At 49.4% G+C, this 16,382-nt stretch carries 18 protein-coding genes; 4 read left to right on the plus strand and 14 right to left on the minus strand.

Going from position 1 to position 16,382, the window contains the following annotated elements; genetic code table 11:
- Positions 1-27 precede the first annotated feature (27 nt).
- Entirely contained in the window at positions 28-930 is a 903-nt protein-coding gene (locus ACXAGR_RS22030; RefSeq protein ID WP_474852542.1) for a TIGR03899 family protein, read from the plus strand.
- Between the two features lie 64 nt (positions 931-994).
- On the opposite strand, the gene ACXAGR_RS22035 is transcribed toward ACXAGR_RS22030, so the two are convergent.
- The 10 genes from ACXAGR_RS22035 to ACXAGR_RS22080 form a co-directional block, all read right to left on the minus strand.
- A complete protein-coding gene (locus tag ACXAGR_RS22035) occupies positions 995-1,741 on the minus strand; it encodes a phosphoadenylyl-sulfate reductase (protein WP_303574826.1) in 747 nt (248 codons plus the stop codon).
- A complete protein-coding gene (gene cysI / locus ACXAGR_RS22040; protein ID WP_474852544.1) occupies positions 1,734-3,452 on the minus strand; it encodes an assimilatory sulfite reductase (NADPH) hemoprotein subunit in 1,719 nt (572 codons plus the stop codon). The genes ACXAGR_RS22035 and cysI overlap by 8 nt, the downstream gene beginning before the upstream one ends.
- A complete protein-coding gene (locus ACXAGR_RS22045; protein WP_474852546.1) occupies positions 3,452-5,278 on the minus strand; it encodes an assimilatory sulfite reductase (NADPH) flavoprotein subunit in 1,827 nt (608 codons plus the stop codon). Before ACXAGR_RS22045 ends, cysI begins: the two co-directional genes overlap by 1 nt.
- Positions 5,279-5,490: 212 nt before the next feature.
- Entirely contained in the window at positions 5,491-6,264 is a 774-nt protein-coding gene (locus tag ACXAGR_RS22050) for a TIGR04219 family outer membrane beta-barrel protein (RefSeq protein ID WP_119502511.1), read from the minus strand.
- A 3-nt stretch (positions 6,265-6,267) separates the two neighbouring features.
- Positions 6,268-7,260 (minus strand): DUF2333 family protein, encoded by a 993-nt coding sequence (locus ACXAGR_RS22055; protein WP_474846299.1) that lies wholly within the window; start codon positions 7,258-7,260, stop codon positions 6,268-6,270.
- A 126-nt stretch (positions 7,261-7,386) separates the two neighbouring features.
- Positions 7,387-7,728 (minus strand): hypothetical protein, encoded by a 342-nt coding sequence (locus ACXAGR_RS22060; protein ID WP_474846017.1) that lies wholly within the window; start codon positions 7,726-7,728, stop codon positions 7,387-7,389.
- Entirely contained in the window at positions 7,728-7,934 is a 207-nt protein-coding gene (locus ACXAGR_RS22065) for a PspC domain-containing protein (protein ID WP_474846019.1), read from the minus strand. The genes ACXAGR_RS22060 and ACXAGR_RS22065 overlap by 1 nt, the downstream gene beginning before the upstream one ends.
- A 61-nt stretch (positions 7,935-7,995) precedes the next feature.
- Positions 7,996-8,661 carry a phage shock protein PspA gene (gene pspA / locus ACXAGR_RS22070; protein ID WP_474846021.1) on the minus strand — a complete coding sequence of 222 codons (666 nt, stop codon included), beginning with the start codon at positions 8,659-8,661 and terminating at the stop codon, positions 7,996-7,998.
- A gap of 301 nt (positions 8,662-8,962) precedes the next feature.
- Positions 8,963-9,250, minus strand: coding sequence for a hypothetical protein (locus tag ACXAGR_RS22075; RefSeq protein WP_474846023.1), 288 nt, complete (start codon positions 9,248-9,250; stop codon positions 8,963-8,965).
- Between the two features lie 270 nt (positions 9,251-9,520).
- On the minus strand, positions 9,521-10,138 hold the full coding sequence (locus ACXAGR_RS22080; protein ID WP_474852548.1) for a glutathione S-transferase family protein: 618 nt from the start codon (positions 10,136-10,138) through the stop codon (positions 9,521-9,523).
- Positions 10,139-10,267: 129 nt separating this feature from the next.
- On the opposite strand from ACXAGR_RS22080, the gene ACXAGR_RS22085 reads away from it, so the two are divergent.
- Entirely contained in the window at positions 10,268-11,002 is a 735-nt protein-coding gene (locus ACXAGR_RS22085; protein WP_474852550.1) for a helix-turn-helix transcriptional regulator, read from the plus strand.
- Positions 11,003-11,004: 2 nt separating this feature from the next.
- On the opposite strand, the gene dusA is transcribed toward ACXAGR_RS22085, so the two are convergent.
- From dusA to ACXAGR_RS22105, 4 genes are all read right to left on the minus strand, one after another.
- Complete coding sequence (dusA, locus tag ACXAGR_RS22090) at positions 11,005-12,021, minus strand: tRNA dihydrouridine(20/20a) synthase DusA (protein ID WP_474846029.1); 1,017 nt, start codon at positions 12,019-12,021, stop codon at positions 11,005-11,007.
- A 189-nt stretch (positions 12,022-12,210) separates the two neighbouring features.
- Complete coding sequence (locus ACXAGR_RS22095; protein ID WP_474846031.1) at positions 12,211-13,107, minus strand: DMT family transporter; 897 nt, start codon at positions 13,105-13,107, stop codon at positions 12,211-12,213.
- Positions 13,108-13,196: 89 nt separating this feature from the next.
- Positions 13,197-14,615, minus strand: coding sequence for an ATP-binding protein (locus ACXAGR_RS22100; protein WP_474852552.1), 1,419 nt, complete (start codon positions 14,613-14,615; stop codon positions 13,197-13,199).
- Positions 14,615-15,313: a response regulator gene (locus ACXAGR_RS22105; protein WP_474852554.1), complete on the minus strand. Its 699-nt coding sequence runs from the start codon at positions 15,311-15,313 to the stop codon at positions 14,615-14,617. Before ACXAGR_RS22105 ends, ACXAGR_RS22100 begins: the two co-directional genes overlap by 1 nt.
- Before the next feature lie 169 nt (positions 15,314-15,482).
- On the opposite strand from ACXAGR_RS22105, the gene ACXAGR_RS22110 reads away from it, so the two are divergent.
- Together ACXAGR_RS22110 and ACXAGR_RS22115 are read left to right on the plus strand one after the other, a co-directional pair.
- On the plus strand, positions 15,483-15,905 hold the full coding sequence (locus ACXAGR_RS22110) for a hypothetical protein (RefSeq protein ID WP_474852556.1): 423 nt from the start codon (positions 15,483-15,485) through the stop codon (positions 15,903-15,905).
- Between the two features lie 143 nt (positions 15,906-16,048).
- Positions 16,049-16,363, plus strand: coding sequence for a DUF3817 domain-containing protein (locus ACXAGR_RS22115; RefSeq protein ID WP_474846039.1), 315 nt, complete (start codon positions 16,049-16,051; stop codon positions 16,361-16,363).
- The last annotated feature ends 19 nt before the right edge of the window (positions 16,364-16,382 follow it).

The following is a 16,382-nucleotide window of genomic DNA, read 5'->3' on the forward strand; positions in this document are numbered from 1 at the left end:
AGCAGACTTTACAAGAACGCTATCTCTATGAAAGTAACGGATTCCGGTCAATCTCCCCCGGTTCAGCCGGCTGTCACGGTGAAAACTGAAAAGCCCGGCAGAACGCAGGCAGAACCCCGTAAAAGCAGCACGGCTTCACGCTCTGCCAGTGACAATGCGCAACGTATACAGTCGCTGTTTGCCCGTGCAGGCATAGGTCACAACATGATTCTGCCGGATGAAGCTGCCCGTCAGCAGGCGATAAAACGCAGAAATGATATTCTGGCGTTGTCGCGCATAAAAAACCTGCAAGCCATCATGGATGTTGCATTGAGTGTCAGCTTAACGGAGACCAGCAATGAACCGGTTGATCCCGACTGGTTTTATGCATTTTCCCGTCTGGCAGAGAATATTCACTCCCCTGCGATGCAGGGACTATGGGGAAAAATTTTTGCTGTTGAAGTCAGTAAGCCCGGCGCGTTTTCACTGCGTACACTGGAAACACTAAAAGTGCTGACCCAACGGGATGCAGCAATGTTTACCCGAGCAGCCTCTTTGTCCTGCTTACGTCAGGGAGATACCGTGCCCCGCCTGATTACCGGCTATCACCGTAAGCCCGGTTTCTGGCGTTTATTTGGTCACCGTCAGCCCGAGCCTGTAAACCTGGCTGCCTATGGCTTGAGTTATCCGGATCTGCTTGCCCTTATCGACATGAAACTGATATTCGCCAGTGAGATTGAAAGTGGTGAATTACCGGTGTCTGAAGGTATCAAATGGCGTTCCGGTAACGACACGTTTACTGTAACCCCATCCGGTCAGGGACTTGCCTTTGTATACTATAAATTTACCAGTACCGGTGCAGAGCTTGCCAGACTCATAACCAGACATAATGCATCGGCATATGTGGATGCACTTAAGCAACGCCTCAGCCAGTCTTTCATTATTGAATAACCGGGTAAATAAAAAAGGGCGGCATACCAGCTGGCAGCCGCCCTTCCTGATCATCTGTCAACAATCAGATACCGTCACCGAATTCGTGCAGGCCACATTCCCGCTTCAATCCGAAGAAGCGTGTATCCTGCTCACTCATGCCTTCTTGCAGAGACTGAGTAGTATGCCAGTCACCAATGGACACATAGCCTTCTTCCCATAGCGGGTGATACGGCAAATCGTTATCTTTCAGATAGTAGTGCAAATCTTTATTCGACCAGTCGATGATCGGATAAACCTTGAACTGATTGCCAACTTTCTGCAGTACGGGTAACTTTTCCCGGGTATCAGACTGACTTCTGCGTAAACCGGCAAACCATGTACCCGCACCGAGCTCTTTCAGCGCACGTTGCATCGGTTCAACTTTGTTCATCCGGTTGTATTTCTCAATGCCTTCGACACCCTGTTCCCACAAACGGCCAAATCGGGCTTCCTGCCAGGCGGAGGTCATGTCAGAACGATAAACCTTAAGGTTCAGATTGAGCTTTTCGGTAAGCTCATCAATAAACTTATAGGTTTCCGGAAAAAGATAACCGGTATCCGTCAGAACCACGGGAATATCCGGCATTGCTTTAGTCAGCAAATGCAGCATCACCGCAGACTGTGCGCCAAAACTGGAAGACAAAATCGCGTTGCCGGGCAGCATTTTCAGTGCCCGGGCAATACGGCCAGCCGCATCCATGCCTTCCAGCTCTGTATTAATTGCTGCAATCTCCGCCGCACTGGTGTCCAGTGACAGCGGTGATGTGGTGTCGATTAAGGTATCAGTCATAGAAATCTCTTGCTGAGTCAACAACAGGCGCAATGATGCCTGCTCTGACGACGTAGTCACCGAACGCTTCACCGCTTTCACGTTCTTTCGCCCAGCGACCAATCAATGTATCAAGTTCCGAGAAGATCTCATCTTCACTGATGTTTTCCTGATACATTCTCGGAATACGCGTACCTTCACGGTTACCGCCCAGGTGCAGGTTATATTTACCCGGACCTTTACCCACAAGGCCAATTTCGGCCAGCATGGCGCGGCCACACCCGTTAGGACATCCGGTAATACGGAAGATAATGCTGTCATCTGCAACGCCATGTTGTGATAACAGTCCTTCCATGCGGTCAACCGCTTCCGGCAGATAACGCTCAGCTTCAGCCATCGCCAGCGGACAGGTTGGCAACGACACACAAGCCATGGAGTCGAGCTTCTGGTTAGATGTATCGTCTTCAATCAGCTTGTGATCGCGGGCGATTTTTTCAATCACAGCTTTCTGATCCGCCGGTACACCTGCAACAATCAGGTTCTGATTTGCGGTCATCCGGAAGTCACCTTTGTGGATCTTCGCGATTTCCTTACAACCGGTTTTCAGCGGACGGCCCGGGAAGTCAAGAATACGGCCATTCTCGATGAACAGAGTCAGGTGGTACTTACCATCGATACCTTCAACCCAGCCAAAGCTGTCACCACGGGTAGTAAATTCATACGGGCGGCTGTCAGCAAAGCTCACACCTGCACGTTTTTCCACTTCCGCTTTGAAGTTTTCAACGCCCACACGTTCAAGGGTGTATTTGGTTTTCGCGTTCTTACGGTTAACACGGTTACCCCAGTCACGCTGAGTCGTTACCACTGCTGCCGCTACATCCAGCGTATTTTCCAGCGGGACGAAACCAAAATCAGTCGCTTTACGGGGATACGTAGACTTATCACCGTGGGTCATTGCCAGACCACCGCCAACAAGCACATTAAAGCCCACCAGCTTGCCGTTTTCAGCAATAGCGACAAAGTTCAGATCGTTAGCGTGAACATCCACATCGTTTTGCGGTGGGATCACAACAGTAGTTTTGAACTTACGTGGCAGATAGTTATCACCTAAAATCGGCTCAACCGGCTTCTCAGTAGATTCAACTTTCTCGCCATCCAGCCAGATCTCGGCATAAGCACGGGTTTTCGGCAACAGGTGCTCGGAAATCTTCTTCGCCCACTCATAAGCTTCTACGTGAAGCTGAGACTCTACCGGATTGGAAGTACACAGTACGTTACGGTTCACATCACCGGCAGTAGCAATAGAGTCGATACCGGTACTGTTCAGCGTCTGGTGCATCAGCTTGATATGCGGCTTCAGTACACCGTGAAACTGGAACGTCTGACGGGTAGTAAGGCGAATACTGCCGTACATGGTGTGCTCTTCAGCAAACTTGTCGATAACCAGCCACTGCTCAGGAGAAATAATACCGCCGGGTAAACGGGCACGCAGCATCACGTTATGCAGCGGCTCAAGCTTCTGTTTTGCGCGCTCAGGACGAATATCGCGGTCATCCTGCTGGTACATACCGTGGAAGCGGATCAGCTGAAAGTTATCAGCCGTGAAGCCACCGGTGAGATCGTCTTTCAGATCCTGCTCAATGGTGCCACGTAAATTATTACTTTCACGCTTCAAACGTTCGTTGTCGGCCAGTTTGCCTTCAACAATAAAAGGAGACTTTTCGTTACTCATTAATAAACATCCTTCTGATAACGTTTCGCTTTGCGCATGGCAACTAAATACTCTTTAGCGTCGTCTTCAGACTTGCCGCCGTGCTGCTGAATAATTGATAACAATGCAGCTTCAACATCTTTTGCCATGTGGGTTGCATCACCACACACATAGAAATGTGCGCCGGCTTCTAACCATTCGAATACGTCTTTACCGTTTTCGATCAGACGGTGTTGCACATAAATCTTTTCTTTCTGGTCGCGGGAGAATGCCAGTGTGATCTTGTCAACCAGACCCGATTTCACGTAGCCCTGCCACTCAACCTGATAGAGGAAATCCTGAGTAAAATTAGGATTACCGAAGAACAACCAGTTCTTACCGTCTGCACCTTGTGCGTCACGCTCTTGCATAAAGGCACGGAACGGCGCAATACCGGTGCCCGGCCCAACCATAATAACTGGCGTATCCGGGTTTTCTGGCAAACGGAAGTTGTCATTTTTCTCAATGTACACTTCCACTTCAGCGCCTTCTTCCAGACGTTCACAGAGGAAGCCGGATGCGCCGCCCTGATGGCGTTTTCCAAAGGCTTCATAATCAACATGAGCGATGGTCAGATGCACTTCGTCTTCCACTTCATCCTGACTGGAAGCAATGGAATATAAACGGGGCGTCAGCGGACGCAATGCATCAGTCAGTACCTGCGCATCAACCTTTGCAGGATGTTCCCGTACGATATCGATGATCTGACGCTCAGCCAGATAAGTCCGTAACTGAGCAGGATCTTCAATCAGCACAGCCAGAGCATCAGAGCCGGTAGCCTGCTGATAAGCCTTGACGAAAGTCGGATAACTCAGCGTCAGTTCCAGCTTCCCGGCGAGGGCATCTGCGATAGTCGTTGTAGCATCAGCCACTTTCACTTCTTCACTGCCGCTTAAGCCGGTGAGAGATAACATCTCTTCAACCAGTGCCGGAGCGTTTTTAAACCACACGCCCAGTGCATCACCAGCACGGTACTGAATACCGGAATCTTCCAGGCTGATTTCGACATGACGGATGTCTTTAACAGAATCGCGGCCGGTAATTTTTTGCGACTCGATAAGCGTAGCTGCAAAAGGCGCCTTTTTCGTGTAGGTCTGCTCTGCACTGCCGGCGACTGCCGAACCTGACTGCACAGCAACCGCAGCGCCTGCCGGTGCACCGGCGAAGTCGTCCTTCAACGCAGCAATTAATTGCTCACCCCAGCTCTTCGCTGAATCTTCGTAATCAACATCACAGTCCTGACGTGCAACAACAGCCGAACCGCCTAGCTTGCCTAAACGCTCGTCAAAGTCTTTGCCTGTCTGACAGAAGAACTCGTAGCTGCTGTCACCCAGACCCAGTACCGCATATTTCAGACCATCCAGCTTAGGCGCCTTTTTGCCACCTAAAAATTCGTGGAATTCCACTGCATCATCAGGAGCATCACCTTCACCGTGTGTGCTGACAAACACAGCAACGTGGCTTTCTGCTTTGATCTGGCGGGGCTTGTAATCAGCCATGCTAATCAGTTTGCTGGTATACCCTGCTGCTTCGGCCTGCGCCTGAAACTGCTGAGCAACACCTTTTGCATTGCCCGTTTGCGAGCCATAGAGAATGGTGAGCACCGGGGCATTGCCCGCTGCCGCCGCCGGCGCTGCTAACTGAGGTGCAACAGCACCACCCTGCGCGGCTGCCATTCCTGCTGCGTAACCACTTACCCAGGTAAGCTGATCACGGTTTAAGCCTGCAATGGCCTGCGTAATCGCATTCCATTGTTGCTCATTGAGCACCGCACCGGGTGCCTGATTTTGATTCGAATTCGCTGACATAACTCATAAGCCTTATTGAGATAGCGTAAAGGTATCGACTTTTTTTGAGAAGAGAAAAGAATAAATCACACTTTTTTATGCTCTAAAGTTTTTAAAAAGCACTCTTGAAATGTGATCACCCTCTAAAAGACAACTGCCGCAAGCAATGCTTACGGCAGTTTTACAATCGCAGATTAGTCCGGCGGTTTTATCTGACCAGCCGGTCAGCGGGATCAGAAGTGGATTTCAATACCCGCAAACGGACCATCCCAGCTCATATCAGCATAGGCACCGTCAAGATCATCCAGATCCACTTCCACATTCCGGTAACCAGCCTGAATCGTCATGTCTACTGCCAGGCTTTCAATAAAGGAATACGTCAGCGCAATCTGATAGTCACTGAAGGTATGATCGCCAACCGACAGATAATTCCCTTCGGCATAAGCGCCCAGACCGGTAAACGGCAGGCCTACAGCAACCCGTGAATAAGCCATGGGGATAACACCGGAAAAAGGCAGCTCGCCGCTGGTCTGTGTATCAGCATCATTGACAAACAATGTACCGTCGATGTATTTGCCTGTCAGACCCAAATCAAAACTGACCAGGTCGTTGTCAAACAGCTCGTAATACAGTGTCAGATCGGTGGTGGACATTTCTACCTGCGTATAAATATCACTGCCGGTGGTGTACAAGTCGCCATCAAAGGTGAAACTGGTTTGCAGCGCAGTGGTGCCATCTGAGTCCAGCGTAGTGTAGTTCACCTTCACGTTTGGCAAAAACGGCACAGGATGTTCAACAGCGATATATAAGGAAGAGTTTGCCTGACTGTCAAAGTTGAAGTCAGCCATCGTGCTGTCATTGGAAAATGTGCCGTCATCAGCGAAGCCGCCTGACGTACTTGTGCGCCATCCCTGACCACCGAGATAAAGACCGGCCAGTGTGTCTGCCATTACAGGCGATGCAGATAAAGCTGCAGCGGTTGCTACTGCCATAATGCATTTTTTCATGAATTATCCTTGATTGAGAAGTTCAGTCAGTTCGATTAGTGCTGCATTAGCACGGGAAATATAATTCGCCATTACCAGAGAATGGTTCGCCATCATACCGAAACCATCCCCGTTTAAAATCATCGGACTCCACACTGTTTGTTGTGTAGCTTCCAGTTCACGGATAATTTGACGCAAACTGACCAGCGCGTTTTTGTCTTCCAGTACATCCGCAAACTCAATTTCCACCGCTTTTAAGAAGTGTAGCATTGCCCAGGTAGCACCGCGGGCCTCATAGAAATTATCGTCCAGCTTCCACCAGCTGGTTCTCACCACTTTTTCATTTACAGTCGGTGTAGATTGTCTGGCATTTTTATCACCGGCAAGGTCTGTATTCATCCGCGACGAACCTACACTGGCGCTCAGACGCTGTGAGTAAGAACCCAGACGTTTTTCAACTTGCTTCAACCAGTCCCGCAGGTTATCGGCGCGGGTATAGAACTGACCGTCGCCGCGGGTCGGGTCTACCAGTTCTGCTCTGTAGGCTTTTAATGCCTTGATACCGTTACGGTAAGATGACTCTGCAGACGGTAACGCCCAGCTCCGGCTGTTTACGTTAAATTCCGGCTGTGCTTTTGTCAGATTCGGGCTTTCAATAGACTGGGACTGAGAACGGCTGAAATCCTTACGCATGGACAACGACAAATCACGGATCATTTCCAGCGCCCCGTATTCCCAGGCAGGCATGTTGTCTAAAAAGAGGCCGGGGGGCATAACATCATTTGACAGATATCCGCCCGGCTTATCCAGCATATGTTCAGTTACCAGAATCAACGTGGTCGTTACAGTGTATCCGGGCACTTCAGTTTGAGTGGGGTTTTCTGCCGTTGCAGCGACAGACTGTCTTACATCAAATGTGTCAGGCTCGACACTCCAATACACGCCAATTAACCAAAAGAGTAAAAACAGGATCAGCACGGTTGCTGAAATCGTTTTGGTGTTTAAGTATTGTTTAATGCTCAACGTTAATATCCTTTTCTAATGACAAAATGGGCGTTGTAAACGCCCATTTATTACCATGTACCTGCACTTTAGCATCATGACGGCGAATTTTCGCCTTAATTTACTTCGCTTTTCCATCACTTAATGATTCGGATACACCGTTCGGGATTGACGGGGACGGCGGAACAGCCAGATGACGGCTGCCACCAGTAACACCGGCCATAGTGCACTCAGCCCCGTCACCAGCAGCGCTGCTACACAGGCAAAGACAGCCAGAGCAAGCGTCCCGAACACACTCAGTGCGACAATGAACCCGATTGCAACAAACACCAGACCCACCGCCGATGCAGCGGCAAAATTTTCTAACGGCGACAACATATCGTCACCCATCATCAAATGAATACCCCACCAGTCATTAAACAGATTGCCAAAGGCGTAAACAAGGATCAGTGCAATGATGACAGCCATAAATGCATTTTTCATTACGCCCACCTTGGTAACAGAAATGTTGCTGCGATATAAGCTATTAATACCGGCACATGAAACAGGATCAATCCGGTAACAGCGGCGACTCTTACCCAGGTCGCATCCACATCAAGGTATTTTGCCAGGCCTGCACAGACGCCACTTATCACGCCGTTGCTGGTATCGCGGTAGATTCGTTTATCAGTTTGCGGAAATTTCATCATATTCTCCTGTATGGCCGGTACGCGCCATCCGGCACGTAGCCGTATCAATTTCAGTTATCGTTCAGGCAGCGCGTTTTTTCTTCATGGCCGCCAGTTCAGCATCTATGGCATCGCTGGTCTCCAGCGCTTTAAACTGAGCTTCCAGAGACTGCCCGCTGCCATCGGTGACATCATAGGCATCAACCTGCGCTTCCAGGTGCTCAATACGCTGTTCGTAGCTGTCGAAACGCGCCATTGCCGATTCAATTTGCTCGCTGTGAGTAACACTGCGGGCTTTCAGACGCACGCCGGCATTCTGTTTTCTTGCCACCAGACTCTTTTGCTTCTGACGGGCTTCAGCCAGTTTTGCGTGCAGACGACCGGTGTCTTCCTGAATACTGCTTAACATTTCAGTTAACTGCACTTTTTGAGATTCAATGGCTGCCAGCTTGTCGCTGAAAGCGTTTTTCTGTACCAGCGCTGCCCGCGCCAGATCATCCTTGCCTTTATCCATCGCCAGCTCAGCTTTTGCCATCCAGCCGTCAACATCCTTCTGAAGCTTTTCAGCCTGACGATCGAGATACTTTTCTTCAGCCAGATACTTCGCTGCCACGGAGCGCATTTCCACCAGCGTTTCTTCCATTTCCTGAATGATCAGGCGAATGACCTTCTCAGGATCTTCCGCCTTATCTAACATGGCATTGATGTTCGCCTGTACGATATCTGACATTCTTGAAAACATACCCATTGTGTTTCTCCTTTAACTGTCTTGTTTGTTCGGTTACACAATAGTTATTACAATGCCCGTGCCAGATGTTTAAGATGTTGTTTTAAATGAGATTTTATTATTCCGCGAAGGATTGGAGAGGTGCTCGGCACGGTCGTATATAAATATTTAGTCATTTTGACCAGCCAGATTGGTTAAAATGACGATCTTCAAATTTCGATTTTCAATTGCACATAAAAAACAGGCAACCGTTTAAGATTGCCTGCAACTTCGCACTGATAATGTTTGATGCTGAATTCGCATCTTACAGCAAGCCATAAGCTTACTCTTCTTCAGATTCAGCGTGTTCAGATTTTGATTGTGTCCCGCTTGCAGCAAGATCAGTCACACTCACTGACCCCGTCTTTGTTTCATCCGACAAACTGAAATTATACGTTGCGTTTGCAACAGACTGGCGTACGCCGTTACTGATTTCTTCGCCCGCCATAGACACGGCCTGATCAATCATCCGGCCAAGGAACGATTCAACAGCACTTTCCTGCGCCATCGCCTGTGAACTTAACATCGCAGCAGTTAATACAAGGCTGGTTAATAGTTTTTTCGCTTTCATGGTGTTTCCCTCTGGTAATGTTTTAAATAAAGCCGTACTCACTGCGACGACAAGTTACCTGAGAGATAGCGAGAGACGTGCCAACCTCTAAAATTTTTTATGCCATTGATTTATATGGAATTAAACTAATCATCGAAAAAACCGGCAAGCTCAAAAAACGATTAGGACTACAAGTTAGCGAAATAAACCACCTACGTTGGTCTATTCCGCTACCCGTTCTGACAGAGATTCAATATCTCTGTCACCAGGGCTTATTGCTGGAAACCGGAGTTAAGCGATTCGCTTACCGGCCATATTCTGAAGCATGTCAGGATGGCTTTTTAAATATGCCGGGCGCTGCCGCAAACGGGAGATATAAGCTTGTACCTTACGAGACGGAGTAAACCACCCCACTTTAGATGCAAAGTCCAGCAAACCGCCAAAGATCACATCAGCCGCAGTAAATTGCTCACCGGTTGCCCAGTCAGAATCTGGTGTTAATGCTTCGATTGTATCGATGATCCTCGGCATGTCACCCCAGCCGGCCATGGAAGCATCGGGATACTCAATATTTGCAGCGGCCAGCGTAAACGCCGGTTCAATAGCGCTGCCTGAAATAAACAGGATCCGGTAATACAATCCGCGTTCAGCAGACCCGGCAACCGGCGCCATATCCTTCTGCGGATATTTATCCGCCAGGTAAGCGCAAATAGCAGCGGCTTCTGTAACAACAGTATCGCCATCAACCAGTACAGGCAGTTTCTTCATCGGATTGATACGGTGCAGCTCATCCAGTTGCGAATTCTGTATGCCAAAATCAATACAAACCCGCTCGTGCTTAACGCCCAGTTCTGCCAGCATCCAGTCGGTTATGGCACTTCTGCTTCTTGAATTATAAAAATGTTTCATGATTTACCTTCCCTATAATGTGATTAAACGGCTACCAAACTCTGGCCTCATTACGCGGCCTGAAGGCCCCGCACTCGCCATACCGGAAAGTGTATAGATAATTATGCCGTTAAATGGCATATTAAAAATATGACGAATAAAAGCTTCACAAACCGGACTGACAGGCGGAGCCGCCTGATTGGCTTATTGCAGTCTGAGGAATACTGGAAAACCGCAGACTTACGGGAACAGTTGGGGGTCAGTCAGCGCACGCTTATGCGGGAACTGGCAGAACTCAGGGAGGCCGGTTACCCGGTGGAATCCGACCGCGGACGGGGCGGCGGCATACGGTTGTCTGGTCGCTGGGGCATAGACCGGCTGAATCTGACTCACCGTGAAGTCATTGAACTTATCCTCGCGCTGGCCATTATGGAGAACCTTCAGTCGCCATTGCTCACAGGAAATTTAAAACACATCAAACAAAAACTGTTTCAGGCGTTTCCGCAAAAGCAGCGTCATGTGGTCAGTGATATCCGCAAAAGAATTATGGTGGGAAACAACGCAGCAGCTAATATTGCGACGCATTATGGCGCACCGGCGCCTGACATGTCGGAAGACATAGCAGAAGCGTTTCTGGGTCGCCACTTACTGGAAATCGACTATCAGGCTGAAAGCAGCGACATGACCAGGCGGGTTATTGAAATCCACTACGTTCTGCTGAACTGGCCAATCTGGTATATCATCGCCTGGGATCATTTAAGGGATGCCACCCGTGTATTCCGCATCGACCGGATAAAACGGGCCGGCCTTGTAAAAGGTCATTTCAGGCCCCAACCGAAGGATACCTTCGCGACCATTTACGCGCCGTTTTTTAAAACCATTTAGTACTACTGTTCCGTAACACGGGAATCGTTAAAGGCTTTCGCGTTGGCCTGCGCCTGCTCTACCTGCTCCAGCGCATTCATCAGAAGGTTTGGATCACGCTCTTTGCCCGTACCATTCTGACTCAAATAACGACGCCAGATGCGCCCGCCGGCCTGTCCCTGGTACAAACCCAGCATATGACGGGCAACGTGCCAGGGTTTAAACCACTCATCGGTTTGACGTTCAATGTACTGCTGCATAATGTGAACAATTTCGCTGCGGGATTTCACCTGTGCATCATCGCCAAAAACCAGTTTATCAACCGACGAAAGCAAATAGGGATTCGAATAGGCTTCCCGCCCCATCATCACGCCATCAACTTTGTTTAAGTGATCCAGAGTATCGTCCAGGGTTTTCACCCCGCCGTTAATGCTGATATTCAGATTGGGGTGTGTTTCTTTAAGCTGATAAACACGAGGGTAATTCAGCGGTGGAATTTCACGGTTTTCCTTGGGGCTCAATCCCTGCAGCCAGGCTTTACGGGCGTGCACAATAAAGGTATCACAGCCTGCATCTGCAACAATATCAACAAACCTGGCAAAACCTTCGTATTCGTCCATATCGTCTATGCCAATACGGCATTTAACCGTTACCGGAATATCCACTGCCGCCTGCATGGCTTTCACACAATCCGCCACCACTTCAGGTTGCGCCATCAGGCATGCGCCAAACGCACCGTTCTTAACCCGGTCAGACGGACACCCTACGTTGATATTGACCTCATCATAGCCACGTGCCTGTGCCATTTCAGAACACCGTGCCATATCGGAAGGATCACACCCGCCCAGCTGCAGCGCCACCGGATGCTCTTCTTCGTTAAACGCAAGATAGTCGCCTTTACCGTAGATCAATGCACCGGTAGTGACCATCTCGGTGTACAGCAAGCTGTGTTTTGAGATCTGACGCAGGAAGTACCGGCAATGTTGATCAGTCCAGTCCAACATAGGTGCAATCGAAAACCGGCGGTGGGTAGATAGCATAGAAAAACCTGTAATCTTTTAACGAATATAGAACTGGTTTTTCAGCGGTCCTGCACTCCAAACCATCAATAAGCCCTTTGCTAACTCTCAGCTTCTCACTGAGAACCTTCGCATGGGCCGGATGACTGTGATTTTAACACAGAATCGCGCCCCGTGAACAAACCGGATATGACTACAATCCGGAGAAATTTACGATTCGAACGCCCGTTCAGCCGGCATAACCGTTTTCTTTCTGCGTTTAGATTGCCCCAGCACCACACCACTGAGAATAAGGCCACATGCCATTAATTGGGTTTGCGTGAGGGTTTCGTCCAGCAGCCAGTACGCAAAGCCAATGGTGTATACGGGAATGAGGTTACTGAAAATGGTCGCTTTGCTTAAATCCATTTTGGTAATGGCAATGTTATATAGCAGATAGGCGCCTAAGGTCACGCATACGCCAAGGAAAACAATAGCGTAAAGCGCTGGGCCGGCATGTAATGGCGGCACATCCTGACTGAATGCCAGCGGCATAAAGAATATGGCACCGGAAAACGCCTGTAAAGACGTCAGTACCAGCGGAGAGTAGCGGGTGGACAGTTTCTTCACACAAACACAGTACACCGCAGAACATGCCATTGCAGCCAGTTCAAGGGTATTGCCCAGCACAGGATTACTGGCATGAACATTTTCTTCAGCCGCCCAGCTAAGCCAGACTAAACCGGCAAAAGCGACTACAAAACCTGCCTGAGCCGTGATAGTCATGCGTTCCTTTAAAAAGATAAACGCCAGTGCTGCCGCCATAGGCGGTAAAACCGCTGTGACCATACCGGCTTGTGCAGCCGAGGTGTACTGTAGTGCCATGGCTTCAAAAACGAAATATAAACAAGGCTCTGCAGCAGACATCAGCAGCAGTAACTTCCAGTCGCCTTTCTGATAAGTGAATCGGCTCAGGCCCTTCCACATCAGCAGAAAACAAATGCTTGCCACCACCATACGCAGAAAAATTACCCACATAGGCGAGTATTCGGCAAACGCGATTTTCAGCGCAATGAAAGAGCTACCCCACAACATGGTAGCAATGAGCAGCAGAATAAATGGAAGCATAGAGAAACAGTCCGGTAAAAACAGCGGCAAGTTTAACAAAGGACGAAGATAAAACCTCTACCCGGACCGCAAATATTAGCAGTAAATAGTTACGGTTTCTGTGTCAACCGGAACTGCATATTCACCTGCAAACCACCTTTATCTGACAAGCTGAATGACATATCGCCGTCGTTCAGACGAACAGCTTCTGCGGCAATAGCGAGGCCAAGACCCAAGCCGCCGGTGTCGCTGTTACGGGCGCTGTCAGTGCGGTAGAACGCATTGGTCAGTTTTGATAAATCTGCCGGTTCCACACCCGGCCCGTCATCTTCGATTACGATAGTCAGTTGACTACCGGCAACAGTGCAAGCCAGGGAAACGGACGAGTTTGCGTATTTAAATGCGTTTCGCACCACATTCTCAATGGCGGTGAGGAATGGCTCTTCGTAAATACTGAGCGTGCCGTCTGCAAGAGTATGTTGCCAGGCGATCCCCAGTTGTTGCGCCTCAAATGCAGCATCTTCGCACAAGTCATCCAGTAATGCTTTTACAGTAATGTCTGCTTTGCCCTGCGAGATAGCCCGGGATTCCATGGTGGTGAGATCGGATAAACGCTGAATGTGCAGGTTTAGCAACTCATTTTCTTTTTCAGCCCGTTCCAGCAGCGGGATCAACGAGGGGTCCGCGCATTTTCGGCGTACCAGTGCCAGTGTCATTTGCAGGCGGGTAAGCGGGGTGCGTAACTCATGAGAAATGTCGGCGCTCTGGCGTTTCTGATTCTGAATGAGCGCTGCTATTTTACCGGTCATATCATTGAACTGGGCAAACAAGCGGGTAAAAGGTGATTCCCCGCTACGACGGCCACCTTTGCCTGCAGACTGACTGTATTCGATGCGGTGATTCAACTGTCCCTGCCCCACCGCAGTGAATGCGTCACCCAACCGGTTCAGCGGACGGGCAATAGAACGTACCAGTAACCAGCTCATCAAGCTGGTCACTACCATAAAAATACCCAGCATCAGCCACCACGGTACGGCTCTGAAAACATCCAGAGGCCGTGGTCTTTCAGGGCGCCACAACACCAGTTTCCAATCCGGTCTGGCGGTCAGAGAGACCGGGCCTACTAGCCGGGTCCACTCCAGATTAATTTCCCTTTGCTGCTCTTTTTGAATGAAATACCAGAAGCGCTTGCTGTTGAATTCTTCGGTGAGGGAGCGCCGCAAAGGCATACTGCTTTGCACTACGTTAAGCTGTTTATCAACAATGAGCCATTGATAAGATGTGCGGGTTTCCAGTTGTTCCAGTTGCCGGGGGATACCATGAGGATCTGCCGGGCGGCTGAGAAGAATGGTATCAATTCTCTGCGCCACATTATTCAGCAAACGACTGTCCCTGCCGGACAGGGGCTCGTTTTCATTGATTTCCTGCAGGATAAACGCCGGTATGGCAATGGACAGAATACACACCAGCAGAGTAAGCCAGAACCAGCCCAGTACTTTCAGATTAAAATTGCGAACAGCACCGGTCATCAGGCAAAAATCCCGTAACCGCGCCCGCGCTGACTTTTAATGTCTACCTGTGAATTTGCGGCAGTGAGCTTTTTACGCAGGTTACTGATATGGGTGTCGATACTGCGGTCGAAGGCCTGCAGGCGTCGTCCCAGACACGCCTCGGAGAGCTCTTCTTTAGTGATGAGTTCTCCGGGCTGCAAGCTCAGATGCTTCAGTAATGCATATTCGCTGCCGGTGAGATCCAACACTTGCGACTGACAGGTCACCACCATTTTCTGCACATCAATGCTGATATCGCCAATCGGGATAACAGACTTTTTCGACAAACTGGCCGGTTCGTCTGTTGCGGCTTTATCGCCGGTACGACGGATAATTGCCCGGATACGTGCCAGTAATTCGCGGTCGTTAAACGGTTTCGCCAGATAATCGTCAGCACCCAGTTCCAGCCCGAGTACTTTATCAAGGTCGTCCCCCCGTGCTGTCAGCATGAGCACCGGTAATTCACTTTTCTGGCGGATGGCTTTAAGTACGTCCAGCCCGTTGAGGCCGGGCAGCATTACATCCAGCAAAACCAGCTCGATATCGCTGCGGGCCAGAGCTTCCGCAAGACCAGACTCGCCATCAGCACAGTGAGTCACGTCGTAGCCGGACATGCCGAGAAACTCAATGAGTAACTCTGCCAGCCCTTTATCGTCTTCGATTAATAGAATGCTCATGTCAATACGTCGTCTGTCAATGCTATGTCAACTTGCTTATTACAGGGTCAATAATGCCTGACTTTTCATATGTTCACACCAGATTTGCACTTCTTAACGTTACGTGACATTCAGCGCGATAGTATGTATTCGTCCTCATTGTGAGGTAGCAGATTTTCAGGAGAACTTTATGAAACGTTCGATTAAAAAATTAAGCATTGTAGGCGTTGCCGCTCTTTTCATTGGTGCGGGTGTAACAGGCTTCGCGTTAGCAGCAACCGGCGCAGCAGCAAAAACTGAGCGAATGGAGAAAATGGATCCCCCGCTGGTACCGCCGCAAATGCACAGAATGATGAAAGATGTCGAGTTAACGGCTGATCAGGAAGCAAAACTTGAAGCGCTGAAAGAAAAGCAGAAAGCATTACGTGATGAATTCTGGGCTGTATTCACAGAAGAACAGAAAACACAGATGCTGCAGGATATGATGCACAGACCACATAAAGACATGCGCGTACCCCGTGGTGACAAACGAGGTGGTGACAAGTTTGACAGAGGCGACCGTAAAAAACGTGGCGAAGGTAAAGAAGTTGAAGCACCGGCAGAGCCGCAATAATTCCCCCTTTATCATGAATTGAGAGGTCGCGGTTGCGACCTCTTTCATTTCAACTTCTTAAATAAGAATTATTCTCAACCTTTCACTTCATGCCCGGTGCAGGTAAACTGCATGTTCTTCATTTACAGAGTCCCGCCACTGACATGGAAAAAATCTTTATTATCGCAGCGCGCATTGAAGCATTTACCTGGTTCGGTCTGATCACCGGTATGTACTTCAAATACAATCTTGAAGTCACCGACCTGGGTGTCTGGTTATTCGGCCGTCTCCACGGTATCGCCTTTCTGATTTATTTTGTGGTTGCCATTGTTGCAGCGGTCCGCCTTCGCTGGAGCGCGTGGCACAGTATCCTCGCTATTCTTGCTGCTATTCCGCCACTGGCAACTTTGCCACTGGAAGTCTGGTTTACAAAAAAGGGCATTTTATCCGTACCTATAGCAGAAGATCAGGCCACATAATTCGGGTATCATTTCGTAC

It is taken from the genome of Alteromonas sp. ABH4_457, assembly GCF_056160625.1.

Excerpts from the sequence above, each read along its gene's own strand:
- ACXAGR_RS22030 (WP_474852542.1), top strand. The coding sequence starts at position 28 with ATGAAAGTAACGGATTCCGGTCAATCTCCCCCGGTTCAGCCGGCTGTC.
- ACXAGR_RS22035 (WP_303574826.1), bottom strand. The coding sequence starts at position 1,741 with ATGACTGATACCTTAATCGACACCACATCACCGCTGTCACTGGACACC.
- cysI (WP_474852544.1), bottom strand. The coding sequence starts at position 3,452 with ATGAGTAACGAAAAGTCTCCTTTTATTGTTGAAGGCAAACTGGCCGAC.
- ACXAGR_RS22045 (WP_474852546.1), bottom strand. The coding sequence starts at position 5,278 with ATGTCAGCGAATTCGAATCAAAATCAGGCACCCGGTGCGGTGCTCAAT.
- ACXAGR_RS22050 (WP_119502511.1), bottom strand. The coding sequence starts at position 6,264 with ATGAAAAAATGCATTATGGCAGTAGCAACCGCTGCAGCTTTATCTGCA.
- ACXAGR_RS22060 (WP_474846017.1), bottom strand. The coding sequence starts at position 7,728 with ATGAAAAATGCATTTATGGCTGTCATCATTGCACTGATCCTTGTTTAC.
- ACXAGR_RS22065 (WP_474846019.1), bottom strand. The coding sequence starts at position 7,934 with ATGATGAAATTTCCGCAAACTGATAAACGAATCTACCGCGATACCAGC.
- pspA (WP_474846021.1), bottom strand. The coding sequence starts at position 8,661 with ATGGGTATGTTTTCAAGAATGTCAGATATCGTACAGGCGAACATCAAT.
- ACXAGR_RS22075 (WP_474846023.1), bottom strand. The coding sequence starts at position 9,250 with ATGAAAGCGAAAAAACTATTAACCAGCCTTGTATTAACTGCTGCGATG.
- ACXAGR_RS22080 (WP_474852548.1), bottom strand. The coding sequence starts at position 10,138 with ATGAAACATTTTTATAATTCAAGAAGCAGAAGTGCCATAACCGACTGG.
- ACXAGR_RS22085 (WP_474852550.1), top strand. The coding sequence starts at position 10,268 with ATGACGAATAAAAGCTTCACAAACCGGACTGACAGGCGGAGCCGCCTG.
- dusA (WP_474846029.1), bottom strand. The coding sequence starts at position 12,021 with ATGCTATCTACCCACCGCCGGTTTTCGATTGCACCTATGTTGGACTGG.
- ACXAGR_RS22095 (WP_474846031.1), bottom strand. The coding sequence starts at position 13,107 with ATGCTTCCATTTATTCTGCTGCTCATTGCTACCATGTTGTGGGGTAGC.
- ACXAGR_RS22100 (WP_474852552.1), bottom strand. The coding sequence starts at position 14,615 with ATGACCGGTGCTGTTCGCAATTTTAATCTGAAAGTACTGGGCTGGTTC.
- ACXAGR_RS22105 (WP_474852554.1), bottom strand. The coding sequence starts at position 15,313 with ATGAGCATTCTATTAATCGAAGACGATAAAGGGCTGGCAGAGTTACTC.
- ACXAGR_RS22110 (WP_474852556.1), top strand. The coding sequence starts at position 15,483 with ATGAAACGTTCGATTAAAAAATTAAGCATTGTAGGCGTTGCCGCTCTT.
- ACXAGR_RS22115 (WP_474846039.1), top strand. The coding sequence starts at position 16,049 with ATGGAAAAAATCTTTATTATCGCAGCGCGCATTGAAGCATTTACCTGG.